The sequence below is a fragment of the Billgrantia aerodenitrificans genome (assembly GCF_021404405.1).
Taxonomy (GTDB): domain Bacteria; phylum Pseudomonadota; class Gammaproteobacteria; order Pseudomonadales; family Halomonadaceae; genus Halomonas; species Halomonas aerodenitrificans.
Map to the genome: position 1 here is coordinate 251,357 of NZ_JABFTV010000005.1, position 15,734 is coordinate 267,090.

At 66.1% G+C, this 15,734-nt stretch carries 13 protein-coding genes; 3 read left to right on the forward strand and 10 right to left on the reverse strand.

The window, feature by feature from the left end; translation table 11 throughout:
* Positions 1-81: 81 nt before the first annotated feature.
* The 3 genes from HOP59_RS11655 to HOP59_RS11665 are packed head-to-tail and all read left to right on the forward strand — an operon-like array spanning position 82 to position 2,521.
* Positions 82-951: an acyltransferase gene (locus HOP59_RS11655; RefSeq protein ID WP_234254060.1), complete on the forward strand. Its 870-nt coding sequence runs from the start codon at positions 82-84 to the stop codon at positions 949-951.
* Positions 900-1,865 carry a LysM peptidoglycan-binding domain-containing protein gene (locus HOP59_RS11660; protein WP_234254061.1) on the forward strand — a complete coding sequence of 322 codons (966 nt, stop codon included), beginning with the start codon at positions 900-902 and terminating at the stop codon, positions 1,863-1,865. Before HOP59_RS11655 ends, HOP59_RS11660 begins: the two co-directional genes overlap by 52 nt.
* 14 nt (positions 1,866-1,879) lie before the next feature.
* Positions 1,880-2,521 (forward strand): alpha-ketoglutarate-dependent dioxygenase AlkB family protein, encoded by a 642-nt coding sequence (locus HOP59_RS11665; protein ID WP_234254062.1) that lies wholly within the window; start codon positions 1,880-1,882, stop codon positions 2,519-2,521.
* On the opposite strand, the gene HOP59_RS11670 is transcribed toward HOP59_RS11665, so the two are convergent.
* From HOP59_RS11670 to HOP59_RS11715, 10 genes are all read right to left on the reverse strand, one after another.
* The gene (locus tag HOP59_RS11670; protein WP_234254063.1) at positions 2,509-3,783 is read right to left on the reverse strand and encodes an O-antigen ligase family protein; all 1,275 of its coding nucleotides are present in this window, start codon (positions 3,781-3,783) and stop codon (positions 2,509-2,511) included. The genes HOP59_RS11665 and HOP59_RS11670 overlap by 13 nt on opposite strands.
* A gap of 140 nt (positions 3,784-3,923) precedes the next feature.
* Complete coding sequence (glmS, locus tag HOP59_RS11675; RefSeq protein ID WP_234254064.1) at positions 3,924-5,774, reverse strand: glutamine--fructose-6-phosphate transaminase (isomerizing); 1,851 nt, start codon at positions 5,772-5,774, stop codon at positions 3,924-3,926.
* A 298-nt stretch (positions 5,775-6,072) separates the two neighbouring features.
* The gene (locus tag HOP59_RS11680) at positions 6,073-8,040 is read right to left on the reverse strand and encodes a polysaccharide biosynthesis protein (protein WP_234254065.1); all 1,968 of its coding nucleotides are present in this window, start codon (positions 8,038-8,040) and stop codon (positions 6,073-6,075) included.
* A gap of 50 nt (positions 8,041-8,090) precedes the next feature.
* Positions 8,091-9,272, reverse strand: coding sequence for a DegT/DnrJ/EryC1/StrS family aminotransferase (locus HOP59_RS11685; protein WP_234254066.1), 1,182 nt, complete (start codon positions 9,270-9,272; stop codon positions 8,091-8,093).
* On the reverse strand, positions 9,272-9,988 hold the full coding sequence (locus HOP59_RS11690) for an acetyltransferase (protein WP_010628659.1): 717 nt from the start codon (positions 9,986-9,988) through the stop codon (positions 9,272-9,274). The genes HOP59_RS11685 and HOP59_RS11690 overlap by 1 nt, the downstream gene beginning before the upstream one ends.
* Entirely contained in the window at positions 9,981-10,580 is a 600-nt protein-coding gene (locus tag HOP59_RS11695) for a sugar transferase (RefSeq protein ID WP_010628660.1), read from the reverse strand. Before HOP59_RS11695 ends, HOP59_RS11690 begins: the two co-directional genes overlap by 8 nt.
* Positions 10,577-11,827 carry a glycosyltransferase family 4 protein gene (locus tag HOP59_RS11700; RefSeq protein ID WP_234254067.1) on the reverse strand — a complete coding sequence of 417 codons (1,251 nt, stop codon included), beginning with the start codon at positions 11,825-11,827 and terminating at the stop codon, positions 10,577-10,579. Before HOP59_RS11700 ends, HOP59_RS11695 begins: the two co-directional genes overlap by 4 nt.
* Before the next feature lie 26 nt (positions 11,828-11,853).
* Positions 11,854-12,972 carry a glycosyltransferase family 4 protein gene (locus tag HOP59_RS11705; RefSeq protein ID WP_010628662.1) on the reverse strand — a complete coding sequence of 373 codons (1,119 nt, stop codon included), beginning with the start codon at positions 12,970-12,972 and terminating at the stop codon, positions 11,854-11,856.
* Positions 12,932-14,272: a hypothetical protein gene (locus HOP59_RS11710; RefSeq protein WP_234254068.1), complete on the reverse strand. Its 1,341-nt coding sequence runs from the start codon at positions 14,270-14,272 to the stop codon at positions 12,932-12,934. The genes HOP59_RS11705 and HOP59_RS11710 overlap by 41 nt, the downstream gene beginning before the upstream one ends.
* Before the next feature lie 18 nt (positions 14,273-14,290).
* On the reverse strand, positions 14,291-15,730 hold the full coding sequence (locus HOP59_RS11715) for a polysaccharide deacetylase family protein (RefSeq protein WP_234254114.1): 1,440 nt from the start codon (positions 15,728-15,730) through the stop codon (positions 14,291-14,293).
* Positions 15,731-15,734: the final 4 nt, after the last annotated feature.

The following is a 15,734-nucleotide window of genomic DNA, read 5'->3' on the forward strand; positions in this document are numbered from 1 at the left end:
AAGGGAAGCGCTGAACAAATCGCCGAGCGATTCGCTCGCGCAGTCATTTGTGCAATGCTTCCCAAGGTCAAGGAGTCAGGTATGGCGCCCCTCAAAGGGCCAATCAGCGTACTGCTGCTGGTGATCACCACCCTGTTCTGGTCGATTCCCCTGATTCTGTTGACCCTGCTCAAGCTGATCACCCCGACTCGTCCGCTGCGCCTGATCGTGCTACGCGGTTTGAATGGCGTGGCGCTGAACTGGATCGGCTGCAACCTGTGGTGGATGCGCCACTGGCTGAAACCGCTGCTCGATGCGACGCTACCCGAGGGGTTGTCGCCCGGGCAGCGCTGGCTGGTGATCTCCAACCACCGCAGCTGGACCGACATCTTCATGCTGTTGATGGTGCTGCACCGGCGTATTCCCATGCCGCGCTTCTTCCTCAAGCAGCAGCTCATCTGGATTCCCATCGTCGGCCTTGCCTGGTGGGCGCTCGAATACCCTTTCATGCGCCGCTACAGTCGCGAGCAGATCGCGCGTCGCCCCCAGCTCGCCGACATCGACCGCAAGGCCACCGAGCTGATGTGCGAGCGGGCCCGAGAGATGCCACTGGCGATCTTCAACTTCGTTGAAGGCACACGATTTACCCCGGCCAAGCGCGACGCGCAAAATAGCCCATTCCGCCACCTGCTCCGGCCCAAGGCCGGTGGTGTCGCCCAGGTGCTGAGCCACCTGGGCGAACAGCTCGACGGTATCCTCGACGTCACGCTGCACTACGAGAATCCCCAGCCGACCTTCTGGGGCTTCCTGTGCGGCCGCGAAGGCCGGATTACGCTCGATGCCCGACGTCTCGACGTCCCCGAATGGATGCTCGACAGCCGTTACCATGACGACCCGCACTACAAGGAACGCTTCCATACATGGCTGAACGCCCTGTGGCAGGAAAAAGACCAGGCGCTCGACTCGCGCTGACACTGCTCTGCACTCTGTCATTGCTCCTGGCCGGCTGCGCCTCGCCCGGCGGCAGCGTTCAGCGCAGCAGCGACCCCCAACGCAGCGACGCACCAGGCATCTCTGGCGGTTGGGTCGTGGTTCAGCGCGGCGATACCTTGGGCAGCATTGCGGCACGCGCCGACGTGCCCTTGGCCCGTCTGCAACGCTTCAATCCCGACGTCAATCCCAACCGTCTGGCGGTGGGTCAGCGTCTGCTGATCCCCACCCAGCAGGAGCGCGCGCCCTCGGGGGGCCCCTATCGTTACCAGATTCGTCCCGGCGACACCTATTCGGCCGTGGCCCGACGCTTCGGCACCACGCCGGCACGTATCCAGTCCGCCAACCCCGGGGTGGAGCCGACGCGGCTGCGGGTAGGCCAGGTCATCCAGGTACCGCTGCGCGGCGGCGCCGCGGCTACAGCGAGCTCGTCGGGTGCGGCGGCCAGCCGTCCGAGCAGTGCCAGCGCCCCGGCGCCGACTTCCACACCACCGCCACCCGCTACCGGCAACATTCCCTCTTCGGCGCGCAACTGGCCCTGGCCGCTGGATGACTATCGCATCGTGCGCGCCTACGGCGCCGACAATCACGGCACCCTGCAGCCGATGCTGTTGGCCACGAACCGCGGCGCGCAGGCCAAGGCAGTGGCGGACGGCGACGTACGCTTCGCCGGCAGCATGCGCCAGCTCGGCCGCGTGGTGATCGTGCACCACGCCGACAACCTGCAGAGCGTCTATGCCCTGTGCGACAACGTGCTGGTAGCAGACGGCGCTCGCGTCACGCGGGGCACACCGCTGTGCGATGTCGGTTTCAGCAATGCCACGGAGCGTTTCGACCTGCTGTTCGACATGCGCCTCGGCGGCAAGCCCATCGACCCCCGTCGGGTACTGCGCTAGGAGAGCCAGGAGAGATGACGACGGCGGAATGGCAACGGCTCACGGCATCACCCGCCCTGTACCGTTGCCAGGGTGTACTCGGCGAATCCGAAGCCGACCGGGCGCTCGCGACACTGGACAGCGAGCTGGCCTGGCAGCGTCCTGCCTTGAAGCTGTACGGTCGCGAACATCCGATACCGCGCAGCCAGGTATGGATGGGCGATGGCGAAGCCCGCTATCGCTATTCCGGGCGAGATTTCCAGCCCGAACCCTGGCACCCCAGGGTAGCGGCGCTACGCGACAGGGTCGCCACTCTGCTGGAGGAACTGGGATTGAGGGTACGCTTCAACAGCGTACTGTTGAACCGCTATGAGGATGGTCATGAGCGCATGGGCTGGCACAGCGACGCCGAGCCGGAGTTGGGGCGCCAGCCCGTCATCGCCGCCCTCTCGCTGGGCGCCGAGAGGCCGCTGCGCTTTCGCTGGAAGCGGGGTGAAGGCGAGCCATTCAACGTCTGGCTGCCCCACGACAGCCTGCTGGTCATGGGGCCCGGCTGTCAGAGTCACCTGCAGCATGCGCTGTTGCCCCGGCGCATTCCCGGGCTGCGCATCAGCCTGACCTTCCGCCAGATCCTGGCACCGGCCGGAGACGCTTCAACAGACGATCAGCGCGCCTGACGGTAAAGCCCCCATAGCGTGGCAATCAACAGGGCGTAGATCAGGCTTCCAGCAGGGTATGCCAGAAAGCAGTAGGTCAAACCGAAATCGATGAACGCCACCGGCACCAGCGTGCCCGCCACGGCCAGGGCGCGGCGCTCCCCCGAGCCGGCCCCCACCCCACGGGCGAACAGCCACAGGGGAGCGAAATAGAGGCCCAGCAAGGCAATGAGCCCGGGCACACCGCGCTTGACCCAGGCATCCAGCACCTCGTTGTGGGCGTGCCAGTGGCGCGCCAGCGAGGGATGCTGCATCCCTTCGGCGCCCCGCTCCCACATGGCGATCTGGTAGCCGCTGGAACCCCAGCCCAACAGCGGCCGCTCCAGGATCAATTGCGACGAACCCCGCCACATTTCCAGCCTGGCGCTGACCGAGTTCATGTCGTCATCGCCCGCCACATAGTGGCGCAGACTGGTGACGGCATTGTCGACCCGCGAGGCGACACCGGTCTGCGGCATCACGTAGAGACTGCCCAGCAGGGTCACCAGCGCCGCCATCAACGTCATGCGCCAGCTCAGCGGGAGGCGCCGGCCATGTCCACGATAGAGCACCCAGATGGCCAACGGCAGACCGATCCAACCGCCACGGGAACCGGACAGGGCCGAGGTGATCAACCCCGCCAGGCCGCCGGCAATCAGCAACAGCGACCAGGGCCAGCGCTCGCGGCGGGCAAATGACCAGCTCAGCCCCGCCAGACACAGCAACCCCATCAACAAGCCCAGGTTGCCGAACAGAATGGCATGCAACGGCTCATGCCCGTCGGCCCGGGAGGTACGCTCGATGATGCGCTGCCACGCCGCCCAGCTCCCGGCTGCCAAACTGCCCAGCGCCAGACCGCCCCACAGCCAGGTGGCTGCCACCCGTACCCGGGAGAAGGCCACCAGCACGATCAGGCCAAGCGCAAAGGGCCAGGCGTCGGCCAGCCCTTCTACGCCCTCGCCATGCACCAGCAGCATGCCGATCCAGACCAGACCCTGAGCGCTCAAGGCCAGGACCAGCAGCAGGTCCTCCCGTTGCGGGAAGGCCTCGATCTGTTTCTCGGCGGCGAGCCAGGCCGCTGCCAGCAACAGCAGCGGCACGCCGACCAGGGTCACCCAAGGCAGCACCAGCAGCCCTGCCCCCAACAGCAGCATGGCCGCGGCACCGAGCCAGGCCTGACATTGCATTTTCGCCTGTCGCGGCAAGGTACCGGACAGCGGTCGATAGGAATCGTTTTCGATCATGGCAAAAGCTCGTCCGTGGATGCACTGCCGTCAGCGGCGCCGGGGTCAGGCCCTCCTGGCCTCCCCGGCGCCGACCACCACGCCACCTCTCGGAACACGTCATCTCTCAGAATAGAGAATGGCGCACCCCATGGCGTCGTTTATTCCACGGTAACGGATTTCGCCAGGTTACGGGGCTGGTCCACGTCGGTGCCACGCGCCACCGCCACATGGTAGGCGAGCAGCTGCAGCGGCACGGTATAGGCAATCGGCGCCAGGAAACGACAGCAACCGGGCACCTTTACCACCGTCATGCCATCGCCCTGCTCCAAGCCGCTTTCCGGGTCGGCAAACACCAGCAGCTGGCCACCGCGGGCACGAACCTCCTGCAAGTTGGACTTGAGCTTCTCGAGCAGTTCGTCCTTGGGTGCCAGCGCCACCACCGGCATGCTGGCATCGATCAACGCCAGCGGACCGTGCTTCAGTTCACCCGCCGCATAGGCCTCGGCGTGAATGTAGGAGATCTCCTTGAGCTTCAGCGCCCCCTCCATGGCGATGGGCATCTGTGCGCCCCGCCCCAGGAACAGGGTATGGCGGTAATCGGAGAAGCGCTTGGCCAGGCTGGCGATCTCGCCCTCGAGCTTGAGCGTATCGCCGAGCAGCGTCGGCAGATAGCGCAGATGATGAACGATTCTGGCGGTCAGTTCCTCATCGCCCCCACGCAGCTGACGCAAGCCCAGCGCTACCAGCATCAGCGCGGTCAGCTGGGTAGTGAAGGCCTTGGTCGACGCCACTCCGATCTCGGGCCCGGCATGGGTCATCAGGCTGAGATCGGACTCGCGCACCAGCGAACTGCCCGGCACGTTGCAGATCGATAGTGCCCCGATGTAGCGGTCCGGGCGACACTTGCGAGCATGGCGCAGCGCGGCCAGGGTGTCGGCGGTCTCCCCCGACTGGGAGAGCGTCAACAGCAGGGTCCCGGGCGGTGCCGCCACGTCGCGGTAGCGATACTCGGAGGCAATCTCCACCTGACAGGGAACGCCGGCCAGGGATTCGATCCAGTAGCGCGCTACCATGGCGGCATGATAGCTGGTGCCGCAGGCCACCAGGTGGATCTGACGGGCTTCGCTCAGTAGCGTACGAGCCCGCGGACCGAAGGCTTCGACCAGCACCCGGTCGCTGCCCAGCCGGCCTTCCAGCGCGTTGGCCACGGCAACCGGCTGCTCGTGAATCTCCTTGAGCATGTAGTGCTCGAACTCGCCCTTGCCTGCCACCATGTCATCGTGTTCGTAGCGCAGCACTTCCCGCACTACCGGCCGGCGCCGGCCCGCGGCATCTAGCGCGTGCACGACGCAGCCTTCACGAGTGGCCTCCACCAGGTCGCCATCATCCAGATAGATGAAGCGGTCGGTCACCTTGAGCAGTGCTAGGGGGTCGGAGCCCAGATAGCATCCCTGCTCGGCAATGCCGACCACCAGGGGGCTGCCATGCCGGGCACCGACGACGCGATCGGGCCTGTCGGCATCGATCACACCTAGGGCGTAAGCACCTTCGAGACGTGCCACCACGGCGTCGACCGCGGCCAGCAGCTCACCTCGGGTCTTCAGCTCACGCTCGACCAGGTGCGCCACCACCTCGGTATCGGTGGCGGAAGTGAAGACGTAGCCATCGGCCACCAGCTCGGCCTTGAGCGCCTGATGGTTCTCGATGATGCCGTTGTGAACCACGGCGACACGCCCCGACACGTGGGGGTGCGCATTGTCCTGGCTCGGCTCGCCATGGGTCGCCCAGCGGGTGTGGGCCACGCCGGCCATGCCGGTCAGCGGTGCGGCCGTGAGCAACCGCTCCAGCGCCGCCACCTTGCCCACCTCACGGGCTCGGCCCAGCTTGCCGGGCGCTTCCACCAGGGCGACGCCCGCCGAATCGTAACCTCGGTACTCGAGGCGCTTGAGTCCTTCCATCAGAATGGGCAGAACGTTGTCCGTACTCACGGCAGCTACGATGCCACACATGTTCTCTTCTCCATGAAGGCGCCCCGCCCAGCAATCGCGGGCACTGACCAGGGCTAATTGACTTAGGGAAGCGCTGAACAAATCGACGAGCGAGATGAAGCACAAGGCGCACGGAGCACAAGAACCGGAGCATATGGGGTATATGTGAGGATTCTGACGGTCCGACGCTTCGGCACCGCGCAACGCAGTGATTCGCTCGCGCAGGCATTTGTGCAGTGTTTCCTTAGCGCTGCGATGCAGCGGCTGCGATGAAGGCCAGCCGCCGGACATCCCGGTCCGACGGCCCCAGACAAACCTGTTACTTATGGCGCTCGAGCACCGGTCGCAGCGGGGTTACCGCCGCGCTCGACACCGGCTCCAGCACTTCGCGGCGGCGCTTCTCCAGCCATACCAGATCGACGATGCCGCCCTCCGGGCGGTAGGCCGTGGGCGCTTCGAGCAGCAAGCGCCGAATGCCGTCGTGGTGGAAGTTGCGGCATGCCTCGAACAAGCGGTCGAGGAAGTTCTCGAGACGCGGCCACTCCCAGAACACTTCCTGAGCGGTCATGATGCGCGGATGCGAGGTGGCGGCGACGTCGTCGCCCACCAGCAGCTCCTCGTAGAGCTTCTCTCCCGGGCGCAGTCCGCTGTAGGCGATGGCGATGTCGCCGTCGGGACTGCGTTCGTCACGTACCTTGAGCCCCGACAGGCGGACCATCTGCCGCGCCAGATCGGCGATGCGCACCGGCTCGCCCATGTCGAGCACGAACACATCGCCGCCACGGGCCATGGCCCCGGCCTGGATCACCAGCTGAGCCGCCTCGGGAATGGTCATGAAGAAGCGCGTGATGTCCGGGTGCGTCACGGTGATCGGCCCGCCGGCCTGGATCTGCTGGCGAAACAGCGGCACTACCGAGCCGCTGGAGCCCAGCACGTTGCCGAAACGCACCATGCAGAAGCGAGTGGCCTCCTGCTGTCGGGCGAAGGCCTGACAGACCAGCTCGGCCAGGCGCTTGGTGGTGCCCATCACGTTGGTCGGTCGCACCGCCTTGTCGGTGGAGACCAGTACGAAGGTCTCGACCCCGGAATCGATCGCCGAGCGCGCTGCCGAGAGCGTGCCGAAGACGTTGTTCTGCACCCCCTCGACCACGTTGTGCTCCACCATCGGCACGTGCTTGTAGGCCGCGGCGTGATAGACCGTCTGCACTTCATAGGCCTTCATCACGGTGGTCAGACGCTGACGGTGCTGCACCGAGCCCATCAGCGCCTCGACGCGCACCTCGAGCCCCTCCTCGGCGGCAATGCCCAGCAGATCCTGCTCGATGCGGTAGAGCGCGAACTCGGAGATATCGAGCAGCAGCAGGCGTCCGGGAGCGTGCCGCAGGATCTGACGACACAGCTCGGAGCCGATGGAGCCGCCCGCGCCGGTCACCAGCACGACCTTGCCGCGAATGTTGGCATCCATCAGGGTGGGATTGGGCGGCACCGGATCACGTCCCAACAGATCCTCCACCGCCACGTCGCGCACCTCGCTGATGCGGGCGCGTCCGGTGACCATGTCGACCACGCCGGGAATCGTCTGCACCGGGAAGCCCTGAGGCTCCAGCTCGGCCAGGATTTCACGACGCCGCGCCCGACTGGCGCTGGGCACGGCCAGCAGCACGCGCTCGGCGCCGTAGGTATCGGCCAGATAGCCGAGCTGGCGCGGCGGATAGACCTTGAGCCCTTCGATGTAGGTGTTCTGCAGGCTCAGCGCATCGTCGACGAAGGCGATCGGCAGGTACTCCTGACCGTGGTTGAGCGACGCCGCCAACTGACGCCCCGCCGAGCCGGCACCGTAGATCACCACCCGCGGCTTGTGGCGAATCTGACTGCGCAGGTACATGGCACGCAGACCGAAACGCACCCCACCGATGGTCAACAGCGCCAGCATGGCGTAGATGAACGGCACGCTGCGCGGAATGCCCAGGGCGAACAGGTAGCTCGCCAGCGCCAGCGACAGCGCCGAGACCACCACCCCGATCACCACCGCGCGAATCGCCTTGGGACCGAGATAGCGGATCACCGCACGATAGAAGCCCAGCCTGACGTAGATCGCCAGGCTCAGCGGAATCAGCACCAACAGCGCCACCCAGGTGCTCGCTTCGAAGAGAGGCGTCCAGCTCTCCAGGCGCAGCAGCATGGCCAGCAGAAAGCTCGCCGCGATCAGTATGCAGTCCACCATCAACTGGATGGTGCGCTTCTGACGACGCGGCAGGCGGAACAGGGATTGCAGCAGGGTTCGCATGACGTCTCTCCATGACCGCGGGCATGGCTCGCCCGCGTGATTCCGATGCCTCAGGCGGTTGCCTTGGCCATCACGTCTTCCAGCACCGCACAGGTTCGCGCGATCTCCGCCTCCCTCAGGGTCGGGTGACAGAGGAACATCAGGCTGGTCTGGCCAAGTTCACGCGCCACGGCCAGCGGTCGCTCGGGGCGCCAGCCGGTACCATCGAATGCCTTTTCCCTGTACACCTCCGAGCAGGAGCCGGAAAAGCACGGCACTCCGGCGGCATTGATCTCCGCCATGATGCGATCGCGGTCCCAGCCCGGCGCCAGCCGCTGCGGCTCGACGAAGACGTAGCACTTGTAGGCCGCATGTTCGCAATGGGCGGGAATCTCGGGCACACGCAGCGCCTTGCAGTTGGCCGCGGCCTGCCAGATACGGCCGGCGTGGGCCTGTCGCGCCGCCTTCCAGCGGGACATGCGGTCGAGCTGGATGCGACCGATGGCGGCCTGCATCTCGGTGAGCCGCCAGTTGGTGCCGAAACTTTCGTGCAGCCAGCGAAAACCGGGCGGGTGCTCACGCTCGTAGACTGCCTCCCAGCTCTTGCCGTGATCCTTGAAGGCCCACATGCGCTGCCACAGCTCGGCATCGCTGGTAGTGACCATGCCGCCCTCGCCGCCGGTGGACATGATCTTGTCCTGACAGAACGACCAGCAGCCCACATGACCGATGCTGCCTACGCTGCGCCCGCGGTAGCGCGCGCCGTGGGCCTGGGCGCAGTCCTCGATCACGTACAGGTCGTGCTCCTCCGCCAGCGCCATCAGCTCATCCATTTCACAGGGCCAGCCGGCCAGGTGAACGGCAACGATGGCGCGGGTACGCGGCGTGATCTTCTCGGCTACGCTGGCGGCGGTGACGTTCTGCGAATCGCGATCGACGTCGGCGAATACCGGCCTGGCCCCGGCCATGACGATGCTCGAAACCGATGCCAGGAAGGTTCGCGAGGTGACGATTACCTCGTCGTCAGGGCTCTCGCCGATGCCGAGCCCGTACAGGGCGAGGTCGAGCGCCACGGTACCGTTGGCCACGGCGATGGCGTATTCGCTGTCGGCGAAACGCCGGAACTCCCGCTCGAAGTCGCGACATTCGCTGCCGGTCCAGTAGTTGACCCGATTGGAAAGCAGCACGCGGGCCACCGCATCGGCCTCTTCCTGGGAGAAGGCCGGCCAGGGGGAAAAAGGTCCATTGAGCATTACGGTCTTCCTTGGGATGAAGGCAGGTTCAGGCGAAGTACGTTCGAGGTGTCGGAGAGAGGATCGGCACCAGCCTCAGCCGAGGATGGCGAAAGCGGACGCGCCGGCACCCCACCGACCACCTGGCGGTCACCGACGTCGGCGACCACTGCCGCTCCGGCGCCCACCATCACGCCTTCACCGATGTTCATGCCCTGGCGTACCGCGGCGCCGGCGCCGATCCAACTGGTACGCCCGATCTCGACGTCGCCGGCCACGTTGGCGCCCGGTGCGACATGCACACAGGCCGCCAGCCGGCAGTCGTGCCCCACGCTGGCGCAGGTGTTGACGATGCAACCTTCACCAAGCGAGGCAAAGGCGTTGATGACGGCCCCTGCCACCACCACGCAGCCGGGCCCCAGCTTGGCCAGAGGGCTGACCGTGGCGCGTGGATGCACCAGCGAGACCACCCGGGCGCCATGGGCCAGCAATGCCTCGAGCTTGGCCTCGCGAATGCCGTTGTGGCCGATGGCCACGATCACCCCATCGAAACCGGGCAGATCGTGCAGCAGCATGGGCAGGGTGCCACGCACTTCCCAGTGCTCGTGCCGGGTCATGCGTGGCCAGGCATCGTCATAGAAGGTCAGATCCTGCCAGCCGCTCTGGATGGCAATGTCGGCCACGACCTTGCCATGACCGCTGGCACCGAGAATGGCCAGGCGACGGCGATTACTCATGATGACTCCCTCCACGAAATCTGGGCATGGCGACATCGCCGTCGTGGGCGATGCCCTCGCGTACCAGCACCTTCTTTACGGTCAGCAGCAGGATGCGCAGGTCGAGCCACAGCGAGCGGTTGTCGACGTACCACACGTCGAGTTCGAACTTCTGTTCCCAGCTGAGCGCATTGCGGCCATTGATCTGAGCCCAGCCGGTCACCCCCGGACGCACCTCATGGCGGCGGGCCTGGCGAGGCGTATAGAGCGGCAGATACTCCATCAGCAGCGGACGCGGTCCAACCAGGCTCATGTCGCCCTTGAGCACATTCCACAGCTCCGGCAGCTCGTCGAGGCTAGTGGCCCGCAGCACGCTGCCCAGCCGGGTCATGCGCTGGGCGTTGGGCAGCGGCTGACCGCTGTCGTCCACCGCATCGAGCATGGTGCGGAACTTGACCATCTCGAAAGGACGTCCGTGGAGCCCCGGCCGGGTCTGCCGGAACAGCACCGGCGCACCGAGCTTGAGCCGCACCAGCAGTGCCACGACCAGCATGACCGGGGAGAGCAGGATCAGAGCCAGCAGAGAAACCACGATATCGAAGAGTCGCTTCATCGTTTTTCATCCATGACGTCGTTCATGATGTCGGCCAGGCGCTCGGCCAGGATCCGGTAGTCGTAGACGGCTTCCATGTGCGCCCGCCCCGCCCGCCCCATGCGAGCCCGCTCCTCGGCCGGCAGCGCCGCCAGGCGCTTGATCGCCTCGGCCAGCACCAGCGGATCCTCCGGCGGCACCGTGATGCCCGCGCCCGCTTCGGCCACCGGGTCGTTGACCGCCGCCGAGGCGATGATCACCGGGCGGGACGCAGCCATGTAGTCGAACAGCTTGTTCATGCTGATACCGAAGCGATACAGCCTGGGCAGGTCGCGCACGGTGATGACGAAGGCGTCGGCCTCGCTGGCCAGGGCCGGAATTTCGCGCTTGGCCACCGGCGGCTCGAAGCTCACCCAGCGCCCGTCGAGCCCGAGCGAGCCGGCCTGACGTATCAGCGCCTGCTTGGCCGGTCCTTCGCCGATCAGGCGCAGTCGAACCGGCACGGCGTCACCGCTGGCATCCCGCTTGACGATCGCCATTGCCTCCAGCAAGTGCGAGAGTCCGTTGGCCTCGCCATGGCTGCCGAAATACATCAGCGTCAGCGGCACCTCGCGTGGCCGCGCAACCGGCGGACCGGGATCGGGAAAGTCGGCCAGGTCGACCCCGTTGGAGAGCCACTCCACGCGCTCCTTCGGCACGCCCAGCGGAGCGATGTAGTCCACCGCCCGGGGCAACAGGGTCAGCACGCGGCGGGCACGGCGATAGAGAAAGGTTTCCAGCGCGCGCAGCGCCCGGGTCAGCAGCGCCCCTTCGCGCAGGCGACCCATGTCGATCAGCGTCTGCGGCCACAGGTCGCGCACCTCGAACACGAACGGCACCCGGTGGCGACGAGCCAGCCACCAGCCCGCCAGGGCGGCGAAAGGATGCACGCTAGAGCCGATGATCAGGTCGGGGCGCTCCAGCTCTGCCAGGCGCGAAGGCCGTACCGCCTGCCAGGCGTACTCCAGCATGTTCTTCATGCGTCCACCGCCATTGCCGCGGTAGCTGGAAGTGCGCAGCCACAGGAAGCGCACTTCACCGCAGTTTTCCACCCGCCAACGCTCATCCTCGTGGAGACGCTGCTCGCCGCTGGGGTGGTCGACGCTCGAGGCGATCAGCGTGGCGTGCCAGCCCTGGTCGGGTAAATGACGGGCCAGTTGATAGTGACGAGCGCCGCCGGCCGCACCGGGATGCTTGGCATAGTGATTCAGGATCCAGACGTGTTTCATGCCATCCTCAGTTAGCGGGAAAGAGATCAGCGGGAAAGAGTGAGGTAGGTGTCCAGCAGCTTGCGTTCCTCCTGCTGCCAGTTGTAACGCTCGGCGACGGCCCGCTGGCCGTTGCGTCCCATTTCCCGGGCGCGCTCGGGATGGGTCACGATGAAGTCGATGGCCTCGGCGATCGCCTCAGGGTCGAGAGGATCGACGCAGATGCCGCAGTCGCTGCCCTCGACGATCTCCCGCCACAGGGGGAAGTCGGAAGCGATCACCGGCAGACCGGCGCTCATGTACTCGAACATCTTCACCGGCAAGGCATCGAGGTAGTTGATGATCGGATGCAGGGTCACCAGCCCGGCGATGGAGCCGGCCATGACCCGGCGCACGCCGGCACGGTCGAGATAGCCGTGGGCCTCCACCCGCGCCCAGCCGGCATAGGTCATCACCTCCTGCTCGAGAGAGAGCTGCTTGAAATCGCCGGCGAGCTGCAGGCGGCACTCCTGCTCGACCCTCTCCATGGCACGCACGAGTTCGCGTATGCCACGCACCTCGGCAATACCGCCGACGTAACAGACGGCCGGCGCCTCACCGACGGCGGAGGTCAGGCGTGCATCGGGCGCCCCGTCGAGTTCGCCCTGCATGGGAAAATTGTTGACGTCGACGACCTGGGGATGGAACTCCTCGAAGCGGTCACGAATGTAGGGCGTTGCCGCCACCACCGCATCGAAGTGCCGGCACACCCGACGCTGGTAGGTCTCGACACCGCGGGACAGCACGTGCCGTGTGAACTTGTTCAGGTAGTGCTTGGCCAGCATCTGACGCGGCAAGTCTTCGTGGGCGTCGTAGACCACACACTTGCCCTGCCGCTTGAGGCGTCGCCCGACCGGCATCAGCTCGGGATCGTGCAGATGATAGATATCGGCATCCAGCTGCCTGGCCTGCTCGAGGACGCGCTGCGTGGTCTTGACCACGCGATTGAGGCGTCCGGGCAGCTTGCCTACGTCGACGATGGAGACGCCGTCCCGCTCCTCGTCTCCCTCGCCGTCGGCCACCACCAGCGTCACCGAATAGCCGGCTGCGGCCAGCGAGCGGCACTGCTTGTGAAAGATCCGGGTATCAAAGCGCGGATGGGCGGAGGTCAGATGTACCACTTTCATTGTCGTTGCATCCTTGTGAATCCCTGGCAGCGTCATGCTGCCCCGGTGCGCCACGGCGAGTGCCGGCTGGCCCGGCTTGCTGCGTGGCATCACTGCTCTGCCGCTGACGTGAAGTGACCAGGGCATTGGCGAAGGCGCCCCAGCCCAGCGCGGGCAATGGCCAGAAAACCGGCTTGGCCAGTACGATCAGCAGCAGGCAGACGAAGTTGATGGAGAAGGCGAACACCCACCGGGCATCCCGCGCGCCGACGAAAAGCAGGCGATAAGTCGCGCCGACGAAGGCACTCACGGTAAGGCCGAGGTAGAGCACGAAGCCCAGCAGGCCGTAGTTGACCCAGGCCGAGATCATGCTGTGGGCATAGCCGCCGGTGATTTCGGGCGATCTGATGTGGCCGCCGAAGCGACCCAGCAAAGGGTTGGCCAGTATCTGCTCGCTGGCGCGCTGCCCCAGGTTCTGGCGCGCCAGCCAGGAACTGGTACCCGACAGGTCGAGCACCTGCAGCTGGCGACTCCCCGCCAGCGCCTCGAACTGGCTGACCACCAGGGCGATCAGGGCGGCGATGACGGCCAGCAGGGTCAGCATGTACTTGACGCTCATGCCCGCCCACAGCAGCAGCAGTACCAGCGTCAGCGCGAGGAAGGCATACAGCTCCGAGCGCGCCCCCAGCACGAACATGACGAAGGCCCCAAGCACGATCAGTCCGGCCCGTACCACGGCTCGCTCGCTGATCGCGATCAGGAACACCAGCAGCACCAGGGCGCTGCGCGCATAGCCCTGATAGGTGGAGACGTTCTCGCCGCCCTCCTCGACCATGCGTCGGGCAAAGAACATCCACTGGCCGGTGGTCGCCACATGGAACAGCAGATAGCCGGCGATCAGTGCGAAGGCGAGCCAGAAGGCGCGTGCCAGCCGCGGGGAATCCAGCGGCACGCGGTACCCCATGATGAACAGCACCAGCCACAGCACCAGGGTCTCGATGGTCTGGATCAGCGCAGCACGCATGATGCCGCCCCCCACCAGGCCAAAGTTGACCAGTGCCCACAGCAGCACATAGGCGAAGAAGGCGAAGGTCAGCAGCGCATAACCCCGGGTCGCACTCAGCAGCACGTGGAGCTGGGAAGAGAGCAGCGCGCAGTAGACGACGAACAGCATCACCGACACCACGCCGAACAGACCGCCCAGCAGGGCCGGGATCATCCCCATCGCCACCAGGGTGTGATAGAGGATGAACCCAGGGAAGAGCACGAAGAAACCCAGCGCCGACACACGCTTGGTCAGGGCATCACCGGAAAGGATCATGAGCGTTACCCCGGATACTCAAGCATCCAGCACGCGCTGGTAGAGTGCCCGCTGGGCCGACGTGGTCAGCTCCGAGTTGTGCCACAGCAGAGTGAAGGTTCCCCCCACCGCGCGGCAGCGGGCCTTGAGCCGGCTGAAGCACTCGAAGGCCTCCTCGCCCACGCCGAGCCCAAGGTAGAGCGGCGAGATCACCGAGGCCTCCATGGCAATGAGCGGGCGGATACGCAGCGGCAGCGGCTCGCCCTTGACCGGATCGAAAGCGGGATACTCGAAGCAGGTGCCACAGCGGAACCCGGGGGCTTCGGCATAGCCCAGCGTGGTGTCGTAATCGAGCCCCGCCTGAACGTAGCCCTGCAGCGTCAGCGGCATCTGCCAGCGCAGATAGTGCATGCGACCGCCCCACTGCTCTTGCTCGATCCCCTCTTCGGCACATACCCGGCGCAGGCGCTCGGCTTCGTTGGCCAGCTCCTTGGGGTTGCGGAAGGTGTGATAGCTGGGATGCAGGCCGATCTCGTGGCCGCGCTCGTGTATCTGTCGCATCAAGTGCCGCATGGCCGGATGTTCCGGCTCGTAATCGGCATCCTTGCGCGGGTCGGTACGTCCGCAGATGAAATAGAAGGCGCTGGTCAGACCGTGTCGCTCGGAAACGTCCATCAACCAGGCGAAGGTATTGAGCGGATCCAGCGGGTGCAGCCGACGCCGGGTGCGCAGGCGCACCCATGGCGCCACCAGCAGCGCCTGCGGTCGACGGTTGCGCAGCACGTCGCCGGCGATCACTCGCGCCAGACGCACGTCATGGGCAAAGCCATAGCGGCTGGGGCGGTCGACGTCGTGGGTCGGGCGCTGAGTGAAGCAGTGCTGGCGCAACACCGCCCGGGGCCATTGGCAGCGAATCACCTGACCCAGCACGGCCAGCCATTCATCCACCACGGGCCGCTCGATGTAGCCGTGGCGGCCAGCATGGGAGGCGCTGGCAGGGAAACGGCAATGTCGGTCGAGTACCTGGGCATCGACCTCCTCCTGGCGCGACAGCATCCAGAAGGTCAGACCGAGAATGTCGTAGTGAATCGCCAGGCCGCCCGTCATGGGCTCCACGAGGGGGCGCGGCAGGCTGGCCGCTCCCGGTGCCGGCAGTGGCATGTCCAGCGGGGCGCTGAAACCTTCGCTTGCCGCATCCCACTGGGTATGGGGCAGCTCCACGCCGCTCAGATAAAACCCGGGCTGCAAGCGGTCGAACAGAATGTGGCCTGGCTCGCCGACGTGGCGCAGGTGAAGCCGCTCGGGGCCGTCGCGTTCCAGGCGCAGCGGCAGGCCGAAACGCTCGTGCAGAACCTGCTCCAGCCAGGCCAGCACCGGTTCGCCGGCAGTAGCGGCGGCAGACGAATCTTCCGGCAGACGCGCGGCGTCCAGCGCGGCCCCCTGCCGTGCCCGGGAACTCCGGTCGTAGAGTGCGGTCATCTCG

Coding starts and splice junctions, on each gene's coding strand:
- glmS (WP_234254064.1), bottom strand. CDS start 5,774: ATGTGTGGCATCGTAGCTGCCGTGAGTACGGACAACGTTCTGCCCATT.
- HOP59_RS11700 (WP_234254067.1), bottom strand. CDS start 11,827: ATGAAACACGTCTGGATCCTGAATCACTATGCCAAGCATCCCGGTGCG.
- HOP59_RS11685 (WP_234254066.1), bottom strand. CDS start 9,272: ATGCTCAATGGACCTTTTTCCCCCTGGCCGGCCTTCTCCCAGGAAGAG.
- HOP59_RS11680 (WP_234254065.1), bottom strand. CDS start 8,040: ATGCGAACCCTGCTGCAATCCCTGTTCCGCCTGCCGCGTCGTCAGAAG.
- HOP59_RS11665 (WP_234254062.1), top strand. CDS start 1,880: ATGACGACGGCGGAATGGCAACGGCTCACGGCATCACCCGCCCTGTAC.
- HOP59_RS11670 (WP_234254063.1), bottom strand. CDS start 3,783: ATGATCGAAAACGATTCCTATCGACCGCTGTCCGGTACCTTGCCGCGA.
- HOP59_RS11660 (WP_234254061.1), top strand. CDS start 900: ATGGCTGAACGCCCTGTGGCAGGAAAAAGACCAGGCGCTCGACTCGCG.
- HOP59_RS11715 (WP_234254114.1), bottom strand. CDS start 15,730: ATGACCGCACTCTACGACCGGAGTTCCCGGGCACGGCAGGGGGCCGCG.
- HOP59_RS11710 (WP_234254068.1), bottom strand. CDS start 14,272: ATGATCCTTTCCGGTGATGCCCTGACCAAGCGTGTGTCGGCGCTGGGT.
- HOP59_RS11705 (WP_010628662.1), bottom strand. CDS start 12,972: ATGAAAGTGGTACATCTGACCTCCGCCCATCCGCGCTTTGATACCCGG.
- HOP59_RS11690 (WP_010628659.1), bottom strand. CDS start 9,988: ATGAGTAATCGCCGTCGCCTGGCCATTCTCGGTGCCAGCGGTCATGGC.
- HOP59_RS11695 (WP_010628660.1), bottom strand. CDS start 10,580: ATGAAGCGACTCTTCGATATCGTGGTTTCTCTGCTGGCTCTGATCCTG.
- HOP59_RS11655 (WP_234254060.1), top strand. CDS start 82: ATGGCGCCCCTCAAAGGGCCAATCAGCGTACTGCTGCTGGTGATCACC.